Origin of the sequence: Streptomyces sp. NPDC058653, from assembly GCF_042716895.1 — a bacterium.
In the GTDB taxonomy this organism is placed as follows: domain Bacteria; phylum Actinomycetota; class Actinomycetes; order Streptomycetales; family Streptomycetaceae; genus Streptomyces.
This window is the reverse complement of the sequence record NZ_JBHXRM010000005.1, coordinates 130,787-147,653: the sequence shown is the minus strand read 5'-3', so window position 1 is coordinate 147,653 and position 16,867 is coordinate 130,787. Positions and strand designations below refer to the sequence as shown.

The window sequence follows — 16,867 nt, the reverse complement described above, 5'->3', positions numbered from 1 at the left end:
TGCTGCCCCGGTCGGGAACCTGTGGCGCTGATCAGCGGGGTACGGGCCCGGCCAGCGCGTGCCGGTCCGGTGTGTACCGGTCCGGGCACGCGCGTGGACGGATCAGGCGCGTATGAGATGGGCGTCGAGCGGGGCGAGCAGGTCGAGCAGTGCGCGTCGCTCCTCGTCGGAGCAGGGCGTGAAGGGCGTCGCGACATGCGGCGGGCAGAGCCCTCGTACGGCCAGGACGGTCTTCACCGCCGGCACACCGGGTCGTACGGTGTGCAGCGCCAGCACCTCGTCGATCAGCTGTTGGGCGCGCCGCGCGTCGTCGTCCCGGCCCTCGCGATGGGCCCGAAAGAGCTCGACGGCCACCGCCGGCGCCAGATTCGCCACTCCGGGCACGACACCGTCGGCCCCCAGCCGCAAGCCGTCGAGTGCCTGGCTCTCGGCGCCCTGACTGACCCCGAAGTCGTCGCGGCGCCGGGCGGCGGCGACGGCGTGGGCGAAGAGATCCGGGTCGCCCGAGCTGTCCTTGAGGCCCACGAGGTGCGCGAGGCCGGTCACTTCGTCGAGCAGGGCCGGTGTCAGCGGGTTGCTGTAGCGGGGGGCGTTGTAGGCGACGACGGGGACACCGAGACCGGCCATGGCGGCGTAGTGGGTGACGATCTCGTCGTGCCGGTGGTGGAAGTAGACCGGCGGGCTGAGTACCAGCGCGTCCGGCCCGGCGGGCAGGACGGCCTCCGCCCGTGCCAGCGCCTCGGCGGTGCCGGGCGCCGTGACATTCATCAACACCGGCCCGCCGTCGGTCAGTTCACGCCAGCGCTTGGCCACCCCGGCGGCGAAGTCGCCCAGGAGGGCCGTGGGCAGGAGCGGGCCCTCGCCGTTGCTGCCGAAGAGCATCAGGCTCCGGGCCCCCGCCTCCGCCAACGCGTCGAGCAGGGCGTCGGCGGCCGGCACCGAGGGGTGTCCCGGCCGGTCCATCGGTGTGACCAGCGGGACCATGACACCGGCCAGCAGCGCGCGGCCGTCGGCAGGCCTCGCCCGGTCGTCGGCCCGTCGCGGCCGGCGCCCCCTCATGTCCCGGCGGGACAGCCTCTCCCCGCCGGTCCGCTCCCCGCCGGCCTGTCTCTCCCCGTCGGCGCCTCTGTCCTGACCGCCCATCAGTACCCCTTGACCTCGGGCCAGGCCAGTTCGACCCCGGCGCGCGTGAGTTCCTCCTGGAAGTGGCGCAGTCGCTCGCCGTCCTCGTACACCTGCTCGACGTCCAGCCGGTTGTCGAGGCAGTGCGCCGCGAGGGAGCCGGCCGCCTCGCCGATGTTCCACTCGACGGGGTGCAGCCGGTAGCAGCCGTTGGTGATGTGGGTGGTGCCGATGTTCTTGCAGACCGGCAGCAGATTGCGCAGCCGTACGGGGAGCAGTGCGCCCAGGGGGATCTGGAAGGGGCTGCTGGCGACGTCGATGTAGGTGTCGCCGCCGGTGGACGGGTGCAGATCGATCCGGTACATCCCGATGCCGACGGAGTCCGGGTAACGCACCGCGCCCCGCTCGCCCCTGACGGTGAGGGAGAGGTCCTGCTCGACGATCCGCCGCCGGGAGACGATCCGGCGTGACTCCCGGATGTACGGCGCCTTCGCCAGCCCGTCGGCCGTACCGAACACATCGCCGCGCAGCCGCAGTCCAGGCCAGCCGGTGCCGCCGTCGGGGCGGGGTGCCTCGGTCTGGAGCCAGTAGAGCATGCTCATGCTCAGCTCTCGGGCCCCGGCCAGATGGCGGTCCCGCTCCTTGTCGTCCACCCCGATCAGCGGTCCGGGCAAGTAGTCGATCATGGGCCAGTTGACGATGGTCACATCGCTCGCGGCGAAGCCGGGCCGGTACAGCTTCCGGGAGACGACCCGGCGGAACTCCCACAGTTCCTTGTCGCCCGCGTCCTTGCTCTGGTCGGCGACGACCGGCCCGGAGTCGGCGTTCGGTGTGAAGCCGCGCGGAACGGTCTCCAGCGTCCTCGGATCGGGCGCGCTCAGGCTCAGCAGCCGGTTCGGCCACTGCGGGGGGTGGTACGCGGCCCAGCCGTCGTAGCCCGCCGGCCGGTCGACGGTATGGTCCTCGCCCGCCAGATGGTCGACGGCGAACACCCAGGAGAAGGCCTGCATGTTGGCCGGCTGCGCCTCCTCGGGCGCGCTCGGCTCGCCCGTGTCCCGTCGCGACTCGAAGCCCGTCACATGCTCGGCGCCGGTCAGCGGCAGCAGATCGCCCAGTTCCGTCGCGTCCAGCACGTACGGCGCCGTCACCTCGACGCGCGCCCCGCCGGGTCCTTCGACGACCACGGACCGTACCCGGTCGCCGTCGACGGACGCGGCCACCGGCCGGTGCCCGTACAGGATCCGCAGCCGCCCGGCGGCGACGTAGGGCGCGACCATCGCCTGTAGCACGGCGGCGGCGACCCTCGGCTCGTGGCACAGCGCGCTCACGCGGCCCTCGCCGGGGTTGAGATACCGGCGCCGTCTGGCCTCGTCGGTCAGCGGATACCAGGTGCGGTAGTGGTCACGGATCGCGTCGCGCAGCGCGCGGTACGTGCGGGTGGCGCCGAACTGCTCGATCCAGGCGTGCTCGTCGGGCGGCACGCCCTGGCTGGTGAGCTGGCCGCCGATCCAGTCGGTCTCCTCGGTGAGCAGGACGGACCGTCCCCGGTCGAGGGCGGCCAGCGCGGCGGCCACGCCGCCGAGGCCGCCGCCCACGACGAGGATGTCCGTGGACGCCGATGTCTCCGCGCTCATCCGCCGCTCCCCTCGCGTGCGGCGCCCGCGCGGTCCGCGTCACCGACCCCGCCTGCCCCGACTTCGCCGGCCTCGCCGTCTGCCCCGCCTTCGCCGACCTCGTCGACCTCGTCGATCGGACCGCCGGTCGTCACCGGAGCCTCGCGTTCGGCCGGCCCTCCGTCCTGGCCGAACACGAAGCTCCGGCTCCCTCCCCCTACGTCCACCGGCACGGGCGGGCCGCCGCCCGGCGGTGTGACGAGCAGATCGCCGGTGCCGTCGGCGGTTCCGGTGACGCGGTCGGCGGTCAGCCGGTAGCCCCGTACGACGACTCCGGGCGCCATGTCCAGCAGGACACGTCCGTCGAGAGCGACGGTGAGCCGGTCGGCCGCCCGGACGTCGAGACGGCCCTCGCCGAGAGGCAGATTGCACAGCTCGGCCGGCTCGCCCGGATGGGCGAACCGCCAGCCGTCGGGCCGCGCGTCGGCGAGTTCACCGAAGGCGAGGTACGCCAACAGACCTCCCCAGGCCATCAGTCCGTCCGAACGCTTCTGAAGACCCGTCAAATTCTCCCCGTCGACGGCCGGATAGTTCTCCCTGACGTGGCCGTACTCGCGCCATTCGTCGAGAAACAGCCGCAGCAGTGCCCCCACCACCGGTCGGCTCAGCTCGGTCAGCCCGTAGCGGCGCAGACCGCGGACGGCGAGATACGCCATCGGTGCCCAGATCCGGCCGCGCCAGTAGGTGGCCGCGAAACCGGGGTCGTTCCGGGCCACGCTGGGCAGTGGCCGTACGCCGCCGAGCGCTTCGGGACGCAGCAGTTCGGTGGCCATGGCCCTCGCACGGCCGTCCTCCGGCAACCCGCCGAGCAGGGCGTACAGCATCGTCGGGGAGACATGCGGATCGTGCGTGCCGGTCGCCGTGAGATTGCGGTAGCCGCCGCGGTCGTCGTCCCAGAGCAGCCGGTCGGCGACCTCCTTGGCGGCCCCGGCCTCGGTTCGCAGCCGGCCGACCGTCGCGTGCTCGCCCAGGATGTCGGCGATCTCCGCCAGAGCCTCGGCGTCGGCGATGTGGAGCGCGTTCAGCCCGACGTCGGCCAGGTCCATGGTGTGGGTCGCCGGGTCGTACACCGCCTCGTCGTACATCGGCGAATCGTCCAGGCCCGACTCCCGTTTGGCCCGGTCCAGGGTCGCCGACGCGGGGTCGTCCGCGACCGGGTCGGAGCCCCAGGCGAGCAGCCCGTGCGGTCCCCGGCGGGCCCGGGGCCACCAGTCGTGCCAGGCCAGCAGCGCCGGGAAGGTGTCGTCGAGCAGGGCGGTGTCGCGGGTCTCGGGCGAGAGACCGCCCGCCAGATAGGCCTGGTACACCGTGAGCGCGCCGACCGGCGGCTGGGAACGATCGTCGGTGCGGCCCCTGTCGTCCGAGACCCGGTTCGGGATCATGCCCGCCTCGTCCGCGTAGGTCAGGATCTGGCCGAACACACCGCGCGCGTAGTCCCGGTCGACGGCGGACGCGGCGAGGCCGGTGAAGAAGGTGTCCCAGGCGTGCAGGGCCCAGGTGCCGTAGAAGCCCTTCCGCTCGGCGCTGACGAAGTCCCGTGAGGTCGGGGTGAGGACCTGGCCGATGTCGGGGGCGTGGATGGTGTTCCAGGTGACGGCCCTGGTCAGGGCGTCGGCGGCGGCGCCGAGCCAGCCGCCGGACCGCAGCCGGGTCCGGTCGGCGTCGGCGCGGCGTGCCGCGAGTACGTCGCCGGTCCCCGCCACCGTGCCCGGCGCCTGCTCGGGCGCGATCCGCAGGTCCACGGCGGCACCGTCGCCCCGCGTTCCGAACGCCAGAACCAGCGTGTGCGCCGGACCGTCGAGCCTGCGCGCCGGCGACGAGGTGGTGAGGGTCCAACGGCGGCCGCCGGCAAGGACGGTGCAGGCCGGTGAGGCGGCGTCCGGGTCGGGCTCGACGCCGTCCAGATCCTCGACGGACAGCACGACGGTGCCCGTGCTCTCGGCGCGTGCGTGCAGGACCTCGCCGGGTCCGCCCGCGAAGATCAGCCGTAGCCGGTGGTCCGCCGCCCGTACCGTCACCTCCGCGAAGGAGCCGTCCACCGTGTGGTGCCCCAGCCGGTCGAGCCCGTCGCGCCAGGTGAACCCGTCGAGTACCGGCCCTTCGGGGCCGAGGACGCCGAAGCGCACCCGAGGCCCGGACGGCAGCAGGTTCATTCCGGTGTGCGTCCGGACGTCCCAGGTGTTCCAGCCGGTCGCGGCCGGGGTCACACCGGCCCGCCTCTCTTCCGTACGCCTCTCTTCCGTGCGCCCCTCATCCATAGGACGCCCGCTCGTACGACTCTCGCTCATACGACTGCCGTTCATACGACCGCCTTGTCGTCGGCGGTGCCGTCGCCCGGCACCGAGTCGTCCAGGTCCAGGGCCGCGTCCAGCAGCGCCCGGGTGTACGCGTCACGCGGCGCGGTCAGCACCTCGCCGCTCGGGCCCTCCTCCACGATCACGCCCCGGTGCATCACCGCCACCCGGTCGGCGATCTGGTGCACCACCCCCAGATCGTGCGAGATGAACAGCATCGCGAGCCGGTGCCTGGCACGCAGATCGACGAGCAGGCGCAGGATCTGGGCCTGGACCGACACGTCGAGCGCGGACACCGCCTCGTCGCAGACCAGCAGCCGGGGACGTACCGCCAGCGCTCTGGCGATGCTGACCCGCTGGCACTGACCGCCCGACAGGTCCCCCGCACGGCGTGATGCCACCTCGGGGTCGAGTCCCATGTCGGCGAGGAGCCGGTGCAGCGCCTCGGTCCGGTCGCCCTCGGGCGCGGTGACCGGATGGGTGCTCCAGACCTCGGCGATGATCGAGGCGACGGTCATGCGCGGATTCAGCGACGACCGGGGGTCCTGGAACACCATCTGCACCGCGCGCTGCAACTCGGGCGGTCTGCGCCCGGCCCGGCCGAGGGGCCGGCCGTCGAACATGAGCGTCCCCGCGCCGGGCGCCAGCAGTCCCGCCACGCAGCGGGCGACGGTGGTCTTGCCCGAGCCCGACTCGCCGACGAGGCCGAGTGTCTCCTCGGGCGCGACGGACAGGCTCACGCCGTCCACGGCGAGCCGAGGGGCCCGGCGGCCCCATCCCCGTCCGCCGTAGCCGACGCGCAGATCACGCACGTCGAGAAGGCGGCCGGCTCCTTCGGTGCCGCTCACGACCCCAACACCTCCTCGGCGAAGTGGCAGGCGCTCCAGCGCCCTCGCGCCACCTCCCGTACCTGCGGCACCTCGCCCCGGCACCGCTCGCGCGCCAGTGGGCAGCGCGGATGGAACGCGCATCCGGCCGGCCGGTTCGCGGGGGTCGCCGGGGCACCGGGCAGCGGATCGGCGAGCGCGGTACGCGTCCTGACGGCGGGCACGCTGCGTACCAGGGCGGCGGTGTACGGATGGGCGGGCCGCCGCAGTACGTCGCGGGCGGGACCGCGCTCGGGGACCCGTCCCGCGTACATCACCACGACCTGCTCGGCGACATGGGACACGACCCGTAGATCATGGCTGACCAGCAGCATCGCGAGGCCCTGCGCCGACTGGATGTCGGCGAGCAGCCGCAGGATCCGGGACTGCACCGTGACGTCGAGCGCGGTCGTCGGCTCGTCGGCGAGCAGCAGGGAGGGCTCCCCCGCCAACGCCAGCGCGATCATGGCGCGTTGGCGCAGACCGCCGGAGAGTTCGTGCGGGTACGCGCGCGCCCGCCGCTCCGGCTCCGGCACCCCGGCCCGGTCGAGGAGTTCGACGACCCGGCGGCTCACCTCGGCGCGCGGCAGCCCGTCGCGGCGGAGGATCTCACCGACCTGACGGCCGATCCGCTGCGTCGGGTTGAGCGCGGCGAGCGGGTCCTGGAAGATCATCGCGATCTCCCGGCCGCGTACCGTACGGCGCCGTACGGGATCGGCCGCGATCAGGTCCTCGCCCTGCCAGAGCAGCCGCCCCGCGAGGGTGGCGCCCTCCGGTGGCAGCCCGAGGATCGCCTGGGCGGTCATCGTCTTCCCGCTGCCCGACTCGCCGATCAGCCCGACGGTGGTGGCGCGTGGCACGTCGAAGGACACGCCGTCCACCACCCGCACGCGGGTGCCGCGCGGGCCCGGCAGGTCGACCACCAGGCCGTCGATCCGCAGGGGTGGCCCGTCGCTCGCGCGCGTCTCTTTCGTCACGTTGGTGACGCCGCGTTCGCGAGCGGTTCCGGCGGGGGTCACGAGCCACCGGTCCGTACGGTGGCGAAGTCCGGCAGACCGCTGGCGTCGGGGACGAAGCCCTTCAGACCGCTGTTCCAGGCGTACGCGATGCTCACCGACATCGGGTACATCCCGACGGCGTCGCGCCAGATGATCGCGCTCGCCCGGCCGTAGAGATCGGTGCGCTTCCGCTTGTCGGCCGTCGCGCCCGCCGCCGCCAGCAGAGTGTCCAGCTGCTTGTTGCAGTAGCCGTTCCGGTTGGCCTCGCAGGTGTAGAGGCGGCCCAGGTTGCTGGCCGCGTCGTAGCTCGGGGTCGCCAGCTGCTGGAAGTTGATGTCCCACTTGAGCGCGATCAGATCCTCGGTGAAGGTGGCCTGTTCCTTCTCCAGCGGCTCGGCCAGCACACCGACCTCCCGCAGGTCCGAGACGACGGCCTGGATGAAGGGCCGGAACTCGGCGTTGGCGAACTGGAGCCGGAGCTTCTTCGAGAAGTCGAAGCCCGCGGCGGTGAGAGCCGCCTTCGCGGCGGTCGCGTCGTGGGCGACGGGCGGCTGCGGCACATGGCCGAGGACGACGCTCGTCACGGGCGCGTCGGCCGGCTTGCCGGTCTCGGGGTAGAGCTTGCCGATGATGGTCTCGAAGTCGACCGCCTGCCAGATCGCCCTGCGTACCTTCGCGTCCTTGAGCGCGGGCGTGGACGAGTTGAACCACATCGTGAACTCGGCGCTGCTCGGTACGGTCCGGACCGTCAGGTCCTTCTCGCTCTTCAGCGAGGCCAGTTGGTCGTCCGGGATGCCCCAGAGGATGTCCACCTCGCCGGTGCGCAGCGCCGTCATACGCGCCGACAGCTCGGGGATGTTCCGTACGGTGACCCGGTCGAGCGCGGGCTTCTCGCCCCCGTACTCCCTGTTGGGCACCAGGACCAGCGACTCGCCCGGGGTGAAGCCGTCGACGGTGAACGGGCCCGAGCCGACAGGGTCGTTGAAGAACGCGGTGTCGTCCTCGCCGACGTCCGAGGGGACGACGTAGAAGGTGTTGAGCTTCCCGGGGACCGACGCGTCGGGGGCCGGGCTGCTGAGGACCACTTCGGTGGCGGAGGTCTTCTTCATCGTGGAGCCGGGGAAATTGCCCGCGTTGGGGCCGTTCAGAGTGATCATCCGCCGGAAGGACGCCACCACGTCGTCGGCGTCGAGCGGGGAGCCGTCGGAGAACTTCACGCCGTCGCGCAGCGTGAACGTCCAGGCGGTGACGTCCTTGTTGGGCTTCCAGGAGGTGGCGAGGTCGCCCTTGAGGGTGCCGTCCGGGTCGGGTTTCACGAGTCTGCTGAAGATCTCCTGCCCGGCCAACTGGGTTCCCGTGGAGGCACCTTGGGCGCCGTGCGGGTCCAGGCTCTCGATCGGGTAGGTGCCCGCGGCCGTGATGGCGCCGGAGTCCCCGGAACCGCCTCCGTTGTCGTCGTCGCCGCCCGAGGTCGTCGTACAGGCGGCGAGGAGCGCCGCGGTCGCCGTGGCGGTGGCGGCCAGCCTGATCCGCCGGGCCCGGCCGTACTCACGCGTGGTGGTCATGGTGGTGCTCCTGTCTGCGAACGAGGTCGGAAGGAGTCGGTTGCGGTCGCTCGGGGTCGGTCGGGGACGGTGGGATCTCCGGGTCGCTCCGGGTCGGTCGGGGGCGGTCGGGGGCGGTGAGGCCGCCCGGGATGGGTCCGGTCAGTCCGTGCGGCCACGCCGGTAGCGGGCGGTGAGCTGGTCACCGAGGATCCCGACGTTGATGATCAGGAGGGAGAGGGCGATGCCGGGCAGGGTGGAGATCCACCACTGCGGTTCGAGGAACTCCTTGCCGTTCGCGATGGTCTGCCCCCATGACACGGTCGAGGGAGGCAGCCCGATACCGAGGAAGCTGAGCCCCGCCTCCGCCAGTACCACCAGGGCGAATTCGAGTGTGGCGAGGGCGACGATCGGTCCCGCGGTGAACGGGAGTACATGGCGGACGAGGATGGTGCGGCCCGGCACACCGAGGACCCGTGCCGCGTCGACCCAGGGCCGTTCCCTGATGGAGAGCGCGACGCCGCGGGTGACCCGGGCGAAGGTGATCCAGCCGGTCGCCGACAGCGCGACGACGACCAGCAGGACGCTGCGCTCGAAGGCGCCCGCGATCACGATCGCCAGCAGGATCGCGGGAAACGCCAGCAGGATGTCGAAGACCCGGGCCAGGACGGCGTCGACGCCGCCGCGGAAGTATCCGGCGAAGGCGCCGAGGGCGACCCCGACGAGACAGGAGATCGCGACGGTGGACACGCCGATGAGCACCGACGTCCTGGCGCCGTAGACGATCTGGGCGAGCACGTCGCGGCCGAGACCGTCCGTGCCGAACCAGGCCGTTCCCCCGGTGGAGGTCTCGGAGCCCGGTGACAGCAGCCGGTCCTCCAGGGAGGTGTGCACCGGGTCGTAGTCGATCAGCAGCGGTCCGAGGAGGGCGACCAGCAGATAGAGGCCGACGACGAGGTAGGGGACGCGGGAGAGCGGCCGGAGCCGTCCGCGCGGCCGGGCCGTCAGCGGCTTCTCGGGGGCGGCGGCGATGCCGGCCATCAGACGGCTCCCGTCCGGATACGCGGATCCAGCTGCGCGATGAGCAGGTCGGCCATCAGGTTGAGTACGACGACGATGCCCGCGATCAGCAGGGTGACGCCCTGCACGACGGCGTAGTCGCGGTTGGCGACGGCGTCCACCACGAGCGAGCCGAGACCGGGCCAGGCGAAGACGTTCTCGACGATCACGGCGCCGCCGACCAGGGCCCCGACCTGGACGCCCACCACCGTCACGACGGGGATCAGCGAGTTGCGCAGGGCATGGCCGAGCAGTACCTGACGCTCCGTCAGCCCCTTGGAGCGCGCTGTCTGGACATAGCCCTCGCGCATCGTCTCCACGACGCTCGTCCGGGTCAGCCTCGCGATGATCGCGATGAAGGGGAACGAGAGTGTGACGGCGGGCAGCACCAGATGCTCGGGCGTGCCGACCCCCGAGCTGGGCAGCAGCCGCAGGCCGAGCGAGAAGACCAGCACCAGCATGATGCCGATCCAGAACGTGGGGAACGACTGGAGGGCGATCGCGCAGGCCGAGACCACCCGGTCCAGCGGACCGCCCGGCCGTCCGCCCGCCAGCACGCCGAGCGCCAGTCCCACGACCACCGCGATCGCCGTGGCCGTCAGCGTGAGGTCGATCGTGGCGGGCAGCCGGTCGAGGACCGCGTCCATGGCGGGTCTGCCGAGCCGGTGCGACTCGCCGAAGTCGAGCCGGGAGACATCGCCGAGGTAGCTGACGTACTGGGCGCCGAGCGACCGGTCGAGTCCGAGGGTGGCGCGCAGCTGGTCGATCTGGCTCCGGTCGGCGTCCGGGCCGAGCAGCACCGTCGCGGGGTCGCCGGGCGCGGCCCGGACGATGAGGAAGATCAGCGAGGCGGCGCCCCACATCACGAAGACGCCGATCAGCAGGCGTTGCGCGATCATACGGATCATGGCGTCGGCCTCCCGCCGGGACCGGCGACGGGTTCGGGACCGGCGACGGGTCGGGCGGGGGTCTCGGTGGGGGCCGGGCCGATCGAGTCGCCCGGTACGAACTCGCAGGGCACCGTCAGCTGTCGCGGTCCGGGGGTCTCCTCGTCGAGCAGTCCGATCAGCAGCCGTACGGCCTCACCGGCCATCTGGGCGCGCGGCAGGGAGAACCGCGTCCAGTTCCTCAACTCCGGTGTCCAGGACGGCGGATCACCCAGCAGGGCCAGTGAGCAGTCCTGCGGGAACCGGACCCGTTCGGTGCCGGCCATCGTCGCCAGTGCCTCGGTGAGCCGGTTGTCCTCGGTCGGCTCGACGAGCAGCGCGGTGATCCCGAGCCCGTTGATCCACTCCTCCAGCCGGTCGATCGACAGATCCGCCGGATCGGCCAGGCTCCTGATCAGCGCCTCGTCCACGACGATGCCGGCCTCGGCCAGTCCGCGCCGGTATCCCTCCTCACGGTCCCGGGTCGGCTCGCTGTCCTCCAGCGCGCGCAGATGGAGGATCCGCCGGTGGCCGAGTCGGGCGAGTTCGGCGACGAGGGCTCCGGTCGCCGAGACGTAGTCGGCGGCGACGTACGACAGTTCGCCGTCGTCCACCTCGCGGCGTCCGACGAAGACGAACGGGAAGTCCTCCCGGACCAGCGCCGACAGTTCCTCGCGGCGGACGTTGCGGCCGAGGAGGACGCAGCCGTCGGCGATTTTCAGCCGGTTGGCCCCACCGACGTAGATCGATCGCTCGGCCCCGGACGTACCGGATTCGGTGGGGATTTCGGTGCCGGGACCGGATTCGCCCATGTCGGAACTGAAGAGAATCAGATCGTAGCCCTGGCGCGCCGTCTCCTCCTCCACACCGAGCAGGAACGGGTAGTAGAAATCCCGCCGATCGGTCGGGAAAACGGACTCGAAGGTGTAGAGCCCGAGAAGTCTGTTCCGGCCGCCTTTCAGACTGCGGGCGGCGACATTGGCCGCGTAGCCCAGTTCCTCGGCCGCCGCCAGAACGGCCCTGCGGGTCGATTCCGCGATCTGGGTACTCGCCGCGCCGCCGCTTATCACCAGCGACACCGTTGCCTGGGAGACGCCGGCACGCCGGGCGATGTCCCGTTGGGTGGGCCGTCGACGCCGTTCGGGAGGGGCCATGAGCACTCCCAACTAATACGTATTAGCAAGTGCCGCAAGACGCTACTCGGCCGCCGCGAAACACGTCAAGAGTCGTGAACTCCCTTTGTCCGGCGTGTTTCTTGAGGATGATCCGATCATGCGGAGTGACAGGATTCGCCATCCGTACGCACGGGCGAGCCATGGCACACGGACGCGATATTCAGGAAGATCGGGAAGACGACCGTATTCCGTTGTCACGGCGCATGGGTGAGAAAGGGAATTCGATGACCGTCCACACCATTCCGCAGAACACCGGAAGCGCCCCGCCTCCCGCCACGTCCACCGACGCGAACTCCGCCGACGGTCCCGCCGCCCGCTTCGACCGGGACGGGTACGCCGTGCTGCGGGGCGTCGTGACACCGGAGGAGGTGGCGGAGCTGCGGGCGGAGACCCTGCGGATCTGCCGCGGCGAGCGGGGCGCGGTGGAGGGGGCGGTGCCGCCCGTCGCGGGCGAGAGCGACGACGACACCATCCGCAGATTCCTGTGCGTGCACTATCCGCACAAGCTGTCGGCGCTCATGCTCGACACCATGCGCCATCCCGCCGTCGTCGGGCCGCTGACCGAGGTGATCGGCCCCGACATCAAGTCGATGCAGTCGATGCTTTTCGTCAAGTCGGAGGGCAAGCCGGGCCAGGCGTGGCACCAGGACGAGATGTTCATCCCGACCCGGGACCGGTCGCTGACCGCCGCCTGGCTCGCGCTGGACGACGCCACCGTCGACAACGGCTGCCTCTGGGTCCTGCCCGGTTCGCACCGGCCCGGCGTCATCTACCCCAACCGGGAGCACGACGACGCGCGTTACGACTGCACGGTCGAGTCCTACGACTTCCCGTACGAGGAGTCCGACGCGGTCCCCGTCGAGATCGCCGCCGGATCGGTGCTGCTCTTCAACGGCTATCTGCTGCACAAGTCGCTGCCCAACACCGGCGGGCGGGGCTTCCGGCGGGCCCTGGTCAACCACTACATGAGCGCCTCGTCCCTGCTTCCCTGGGCGCCCCCCGAGGCCGAACAGCCCATGGCCCAGGCCGACTTCAGGGACATCGTGCTCGTGGCGGGCCGGGACCCGTACGCCTACCGGGGCACCACGGACATCCGGGCGCCCAGAGTGCGCCGCGACCGGTCCGGAGGCTGCGACAGGTGAGGCCGTGACGGACAGCTCCTGGCCCACACCCACCCTGCTGGCCCGGCTCGGTCCCGCGGTCGCCGACTATCCGCCCGGCTCGGTCTTCGGGCCCAGGGACGCGGGATCGTACGAGTTCGTCTGGCTGCTGCACGGGAGCGCCCGCTGGGTCTGCGGTGAGCTGACGGTGCCGCTGACGCCCAGCGCGTTGCTGCTCGTACGGCCCGGTATGCGGGACACGTTCCACTGGGACGTCCACCGGCCCACCCGGCACGCGTACACCCACTTCCGCTTCCACACGGACCCGCAGGACCAGGACGCGCGGGGGCCCGACGACAGCGGCTGGCCGATCGTCCGGGACCTGTCGGGGCGGGGCGACCCGATGGCCGCGCTCTGCCAGTACCTCCTCACCCTCGGGGCGACTCGCCCGCCGGCCTGGGAGCGGCACGCCGAGGAGACCCTGCGGCTGCTGCTCCTCACCTTCGTGCACGGTCCCGGGCCCGGGGCCGGCGCGCACACGCTGCCGGAACCGCTGATCGCCATGATGGCGGCGGTCCGCGCGGACTGGTCGGACGGCGTCGCCCGGCCGCTCTCCCTGGAGCGGCTGGCGCGGGCGGCGGGGGTGTCGGAGAGCACGCTCTGCCGTATCTGCCGGCGGCAACTCGGCGTCAGCCCGGTGGAGGGCCTCGAACGGCTCCGGCTGGCGAGGGCCGAGCCGCTGCTGTGGCTGAGCAACCTCTCACTGCGCGCCGTCGCGGTGCAGTGCGGCTTCGCGGACGCGTACCACTTCTCACGCCGGTTCCGGGCCGTCTACGGGATGTCGCCGAGCGCCTTCCGCAAGGTCCCGCCCGAGTCGGCGCCCCCGTCGCCGATCGCGAACGGCGCCCTGTCGGCCCTCCAGGCCCTGGTGCCCGCGTCGCACTCGGCCCAGTGACCGGCCGAAGCACCCGCCCCAGGATTCGATTACCTCCGGGGTAATCGACCTCGTCCCCCTCCCCCGGCAGGATCGGGTCCATCGACGGGAACCCCCGCAGGGCTCCCGCCACCAGCCGCGAGGAGCCCACCATGTCCGACAACTCCCCTGCCACCGGCGCGCGTTCGGTCTCCGACGAGACCCGGAACGTCGTACGGGAGTTCCTCACCGCCCGCGCGGCCGGGGACACCGAACGGCTCGTCTCGATCTTCGCCGACGAGGTGGACTGGCAGCTCGCCGAGAACCCGGCCGTACCGTGGATCCGCCCGCGCTCCACCGGCGCCGAATGCGCGGCCCAGTTCACGGAGTTGATGCGGTACGTCGTACCCGAGGACGCGCGGGCCACGGTCGACGCCCTCCTGGTCGACGGCAGGGACGCCGTCCTGACGGGCCATCTGGCGGGGACGGTACGCGCGACGGGGAAGTCCTTCGAGGGCCCGTTCGCCCTGCGCCTCACGGTCGAGGACGGCCGTATCGTCCGCCACCACCTCTACGAGAACAGCCTGTCGATCGCCGAGGCGTGCACGGTGTGAGCGCGCGCTCCGCCCACGGATCCCACCCGCACAGGCGGGAGTTCGCACCCGTGAGCGAGTGGTGCCGTTGCCGACGACTACGCTGATCGCGTTCTGGAGTCGGCGGGTGGGGAAGGTGGCGGACGGTGCCTCTGCGCGGTGGGGAGGGAGGCGCGATCGGGAGGTACACGCTCGTTGACCGGCTCGGGGCCGGGGGTATGGGGGTCGTCTACCTGGGCCGGTCGGCTTCCGGGCGGCGGGTGGCGGTGAAGGTGGTCCACGCCCAGTTCGCGGAGGACCCCGAGTTCCGTGTGCGGTTCCGGCAGGAGGTCGCGGCGGCGCGGCGGGTCAGCGGCGCCTTCACCGCTCCGGTGGTCGACGCGGATCCCGACGCGGAACAGCCCTGGATGGCCACCCTGTACATCCCCGGGCCGAATCTGGCCGAGCGGGTGGCCGGTCAAGGGCCGCTGTCCGGCGGGGAGTTGAGAGGGCTGGCCCTCGGGCTGGTCGAGGCCGTGCGGGACATCCACCAGGCCGGTCTCGTGCACCGGGATCTCAAGCCGGCGAACGTGCTGATGTCCGAGGACGGTCCACGGGTCATCGACTTCGGGATCTCGCGCGCCGCCGACGGGCAGACCATGACGGCGACCGGGCGTGCCTTCGGCACACCGCCCTTCATGTCGCCCGAGCAGCTGAACGCGGGGCGTGACATCGGTCCCGCGTCGGACATCTTCTCCCTGGCCGCGCTGCTGGTCCACGCCGCCACCGCACGCGGGCCCTTCGACGCGGACAGCCCGTACATGACGGCCTATCAGGTCGTGCACCAACCGCCCGTGCTCGACGGGGTCCCGGAGCCGCTGCGGACGATCCTGGCGCAGTGCCTCGACAAGAGTCCCGGGAACCGGCCGGGTCTGGACGAACTGCTCACCCGCTTCGCGGAGTTGCCGGAAGACGGCACCGAGGCGGGGTGGGCCGGCGCCGTGGCGTCGCCGACGGCACGGATACCCGCCGTCGCCTCGCCGGCCACGGTCGACACGGATGCCGTTCCCGCTCCCGCCGTGGCCGGGGGCGCCGAGGGTGGCCGCGCGCGGCGGCGCCGGCCCGCAGAGCGGCGGCCGGGGCGGCGCGGACTCCTCCTCTCGGTCGGTACGGTGCTGGTCCTCGCCGGGCTGGGTGCCACCGCGGCCGCCTGGAGCGGCTGGGGCGAGCAGGACACCGGCGGGAAGGTGAAGGGGGCCGACGGCCCCGACCCACAGCTGCCCGACGGCTGGGGGCCCTGGCAGACCACGGTCGGACAGAAGTCCGAGGCGACCGGGAACACCGCTTTCCGCGGTGGCTGCGCCGTCGACGGCGAGGCCCTCTACTGCGGCGGCGAAGGCCTGCTGGCGTCCCGGCTCAACTCCTCGACGGGGAAGGCCGCATGGCGGGTTCCCTCCACGTCCGACTCCGCCGTCCCGTTGCTCGTCCGGAAGGGGACCGTCGTCGTCAACGACTTCGTGGGTCCGGACTGGTCGACCGAGGAGCGGCAGTGGGTGACGGGGCTGGCCACCGGCGACGGGAAGGTGCGCTGGACACACTCCGTCGCCATGGACTCGCAGCCGGTGGCGGTCGGGGAGCTGATCGTGACGGTCTCCGTGGACGAACGCAATCTGCTCGCCATGAACGCGTCCGACGGCGAGGAGGCATGGCGCTGGGCGCTGCCGCCCGACCAGTACTGCGGTCCCTGGGTGGCGGACGACGCCGTCCTCGCCTTCTGCCGGCGGAACGCCTCCGACTCCGACAAGGGCACGCTGTGGCGGATCGACCCGGCGGACGGTACGGCGCGTGAGCTGGGCCCGGTCCCGGTGGGAGCGCGTCCCGCCGGTATGGACGGCGAGACGCTGGTGCTGGTGGAGCACGAAGGCGGGGCGACCGGAACAGCGGGCCCGTACACGGGTGTTCGGCGGGTGAACACCGAGAACGGCAGGAGCGAGGGCGTCTCCCTTCCGGACGCGGCGTCGGGTGCGCGGGAGGACCTGGTGCGGGTCGTCGACGGGACGCTGTACGTCGTACGGGCCAACGGCACGGTCACCGCGCTGTCGGCGCGTACCGGCGAGCAGCGCTGGCGGCGTGGGACGGAGATGGAGGGCCCCTCGGTACCGGTGCTGTCGGAGAAGTACGGCGCGCTGTACTTCGTCGACCGGCACGGCCGTCTGCTGGCGCTGCGGGCGGACGACGGCAAGAAGCTGTGGCAGGCACCGGCCCGCGACGGCGCCGGTGACCGGTCCGCCCTCGGAGGCCCGCCGTCACCGGTGGTCCTGGTGGACGACGCGCTGACGGGCCTGGTCGGCCGCGTGGCGTTCTCGGTCGACCCGTCCGACCCTGCCGCACAGCCGTAGGACGTATTCGCGAGGGCCCCGGCGTCGCTCCCGCGGCGAGGGCATCGGGGCCCCTCATCGCTGGACGGTGAGGGGCCGCACGGCATCGGGGCGCCCGGGATCCGGAGTAGGCGACGGAGACATGGATGCTGGGCCGCCGCACCACAACCCGGCCGGAGCTGGACCGGATCCGAACCCGGGTCCCTCATCGGTCGATCGCGATCGACGCGGACCTGGAGATCGAGGT

13 protein-coding genes are annotated in these 16,867 nt (G+C 72.2%); 4 read left to right on the top strand and 9 right to left on the bottom strand.

The genetic code is table 11. The features are described from left to right. Positions 1-102 precede the first annotated feature (102 nt). The 9 genes from ACFWU9_RS06550 to ACFWU9_RS06510 all read right to left on the bottom strand — a co-directional run bounded on the left by ACFWU9_RS06550 (position 103) and on the right by ACFWU9_RS06510 (position 11,636). Positions 103-1,143: a dihydrodipicolinate synthase family protein gene (locus ACFWU9_RS06550; RefSeq protein ID WP_384315266.1), complete on the bottom strand. Its 1,041-nt coding sequence runs from the start codon at positions 1,141-1,143 to the stop codon at positions 103-105. Beyond that, a complete protein-coding gene (locus tag ACFWU9_RS06545; protein WP_384315265.1) occupies positions 1,143-2,756 on the bottom strand; it encodes an FAD-dependent oxidoreductase in 1,614 nt (537 codons plus the stop codon). Before ACFWU9_RS06545 ends, ACFWU9_RS06550 begins: the two co-directional genes overlap by 1 nt. Beyond that, a complete protein-coding gene (locus ACFWU9_RS06540; RefSeq protein ID WP_384315264.1) occupies positions 2,753-5,002 on the bottom strand; it encodes an amylo-alpha-1,6-glucosidase in 2,250 nt (749 codons plus the stop codon). The genes ACFWU9_RS06545 and ACFWU9_RS06540 overlap by 4 nt, the downstream gene beginning before the upstream one ends. Positions 5,003-5,094: 92 nt before the next feature. Beyond that, a complete protein-coding gene (locus ACFWU9_RS06535; protein ID WP_384315263.1) occupies positions 5,095-5,937 on the bottom strand; it encodes an ATP-binding cassette domain-containing protein in 843 nt (280 codons plus the stop codon). After that, positions 5,934-6,932 carry an ABC transporter ATP-binding protein gene (locus tag ACFWU9_RS06530; protein ID WP_384315262.1) on the bottom strand — a complete coding sequence of 333 codons (999 nt, stop codon included), beginning with the start codon at positions 6,930-6,932 and terminating at the stop codon, positions 5,934-5,936. The genes ACFWU9_RS06535 and ACFWU9_RS06530 overlap by 4 nt, the downstream gene beginning before the upstream one ends. Before the next feature lie 38 nt (positions 6,933-6,970). Further along, complete coding sequence (locus ACFWU9_RS06525; RefSeq protein ID WP_384315261.1) at positions 6,971-8,518, bottom strand: ABC transporter substrate-binding protein; 1,548 nt, start codon at positions 8,516-8,518, stop codon at positions 6,971-6,973. 141 nt (positions 8,519-8,659) lie between these two features. Then, complete coding sequence (locus ACFWU9_RS06520; protein ID WP_384315260.1) at positions 8,660-9,538, bottom strand: ABC transporter permease; 879 nt, start codon at positions 9,536-9,538, stop codon at positions 8,660-8,662. Next, a complete protein-coding gene (locus ACFWU9_RS06515; protein ID WP_384315259.1) occupies positions 9,538-10,464 on the bottom strand; it encodes an ABC transporter permease in 927 nt (308 codons plus the stop codon). The genes ACFWU9_RS06520 and ACFWU9_RS06515 overlap by 1 nt, the downstream gene beginning before the upstream one ends. Further along, positions 10,461-11,636, bottom strand: a complete 1,176-nt coding sequence (locus ACFWU9_RS06510) for a LacI family DNA-binding transcriptional regulator (protein WP_384315258.1) — start codon at positions 11,634-11,636, stop codon at positions 10,461-10,463. The genes ACFWU9_RS06515 and ACFWU9_RS06510 overlap by 4 nt, the downstream gene beginning before the upstream one ends. A 245-nt stretch (positions 11,637-11,881) precedes the next feature. On the opposite strand from ACFWU9_RS06510, the gene ACFWU9_RS06505 reads away from it, so the two are divergent. From ACFWU9_RS06505 to ACFWU9_RS06490, 4 genes are all read left to right on the top strand, one after another. Beyond that, entirely contained in the window at positions 11,882-12,799 is a 918-nt protein-coding gene (locus ACFWU9_RS06505) for a phytanoyl-CoA dioxygenase family protein (RefSeq protein ID WP_384315257.1), read from the top strand. Positions 12,800-12,803: 4 nt separating this feature from the next. Continuing rightward, on the top strand, positions 12,804-13,712 hold the full coding sequence (locus ACFWU9_RS06500) for a helix-turn-helix transcriptional regulator (RefSeq protein ID WP_384315256.1): 909 nt from the start codon (positions 12,804-12,806) through the stop codon (positions 13,710-13,712). Positions 13,713-13,843: 131 nt separating this feature from the next. Then, on the top strand, positions 13,844-14,284 hold the full coding sequence (locus tag ACFWU9_RS06495; protein WP_384315255.1) for a nuclear transport factor 2 family protein: 441 nt from the start codon (positions 13,844-13,846) through the stop codon (positions 14,282-14,284). A 125-nt stretch (positions 14,285-14,409) separates the two neighbouring features. After that, on the top strand, positions 14,410-16,641 hold the full coding sequence (locus ACFWU9_RS06490; RefSeq protein WP_384315254.1) for a PQQ-binding-like beta-propeller repeat protein: 2,232 nt from the start codon (positions 14,410-14,412) through the stop codon (positions 16,639-16,641). Positions 16,642-16,867 lie beyond the last annotated feature (226 nt).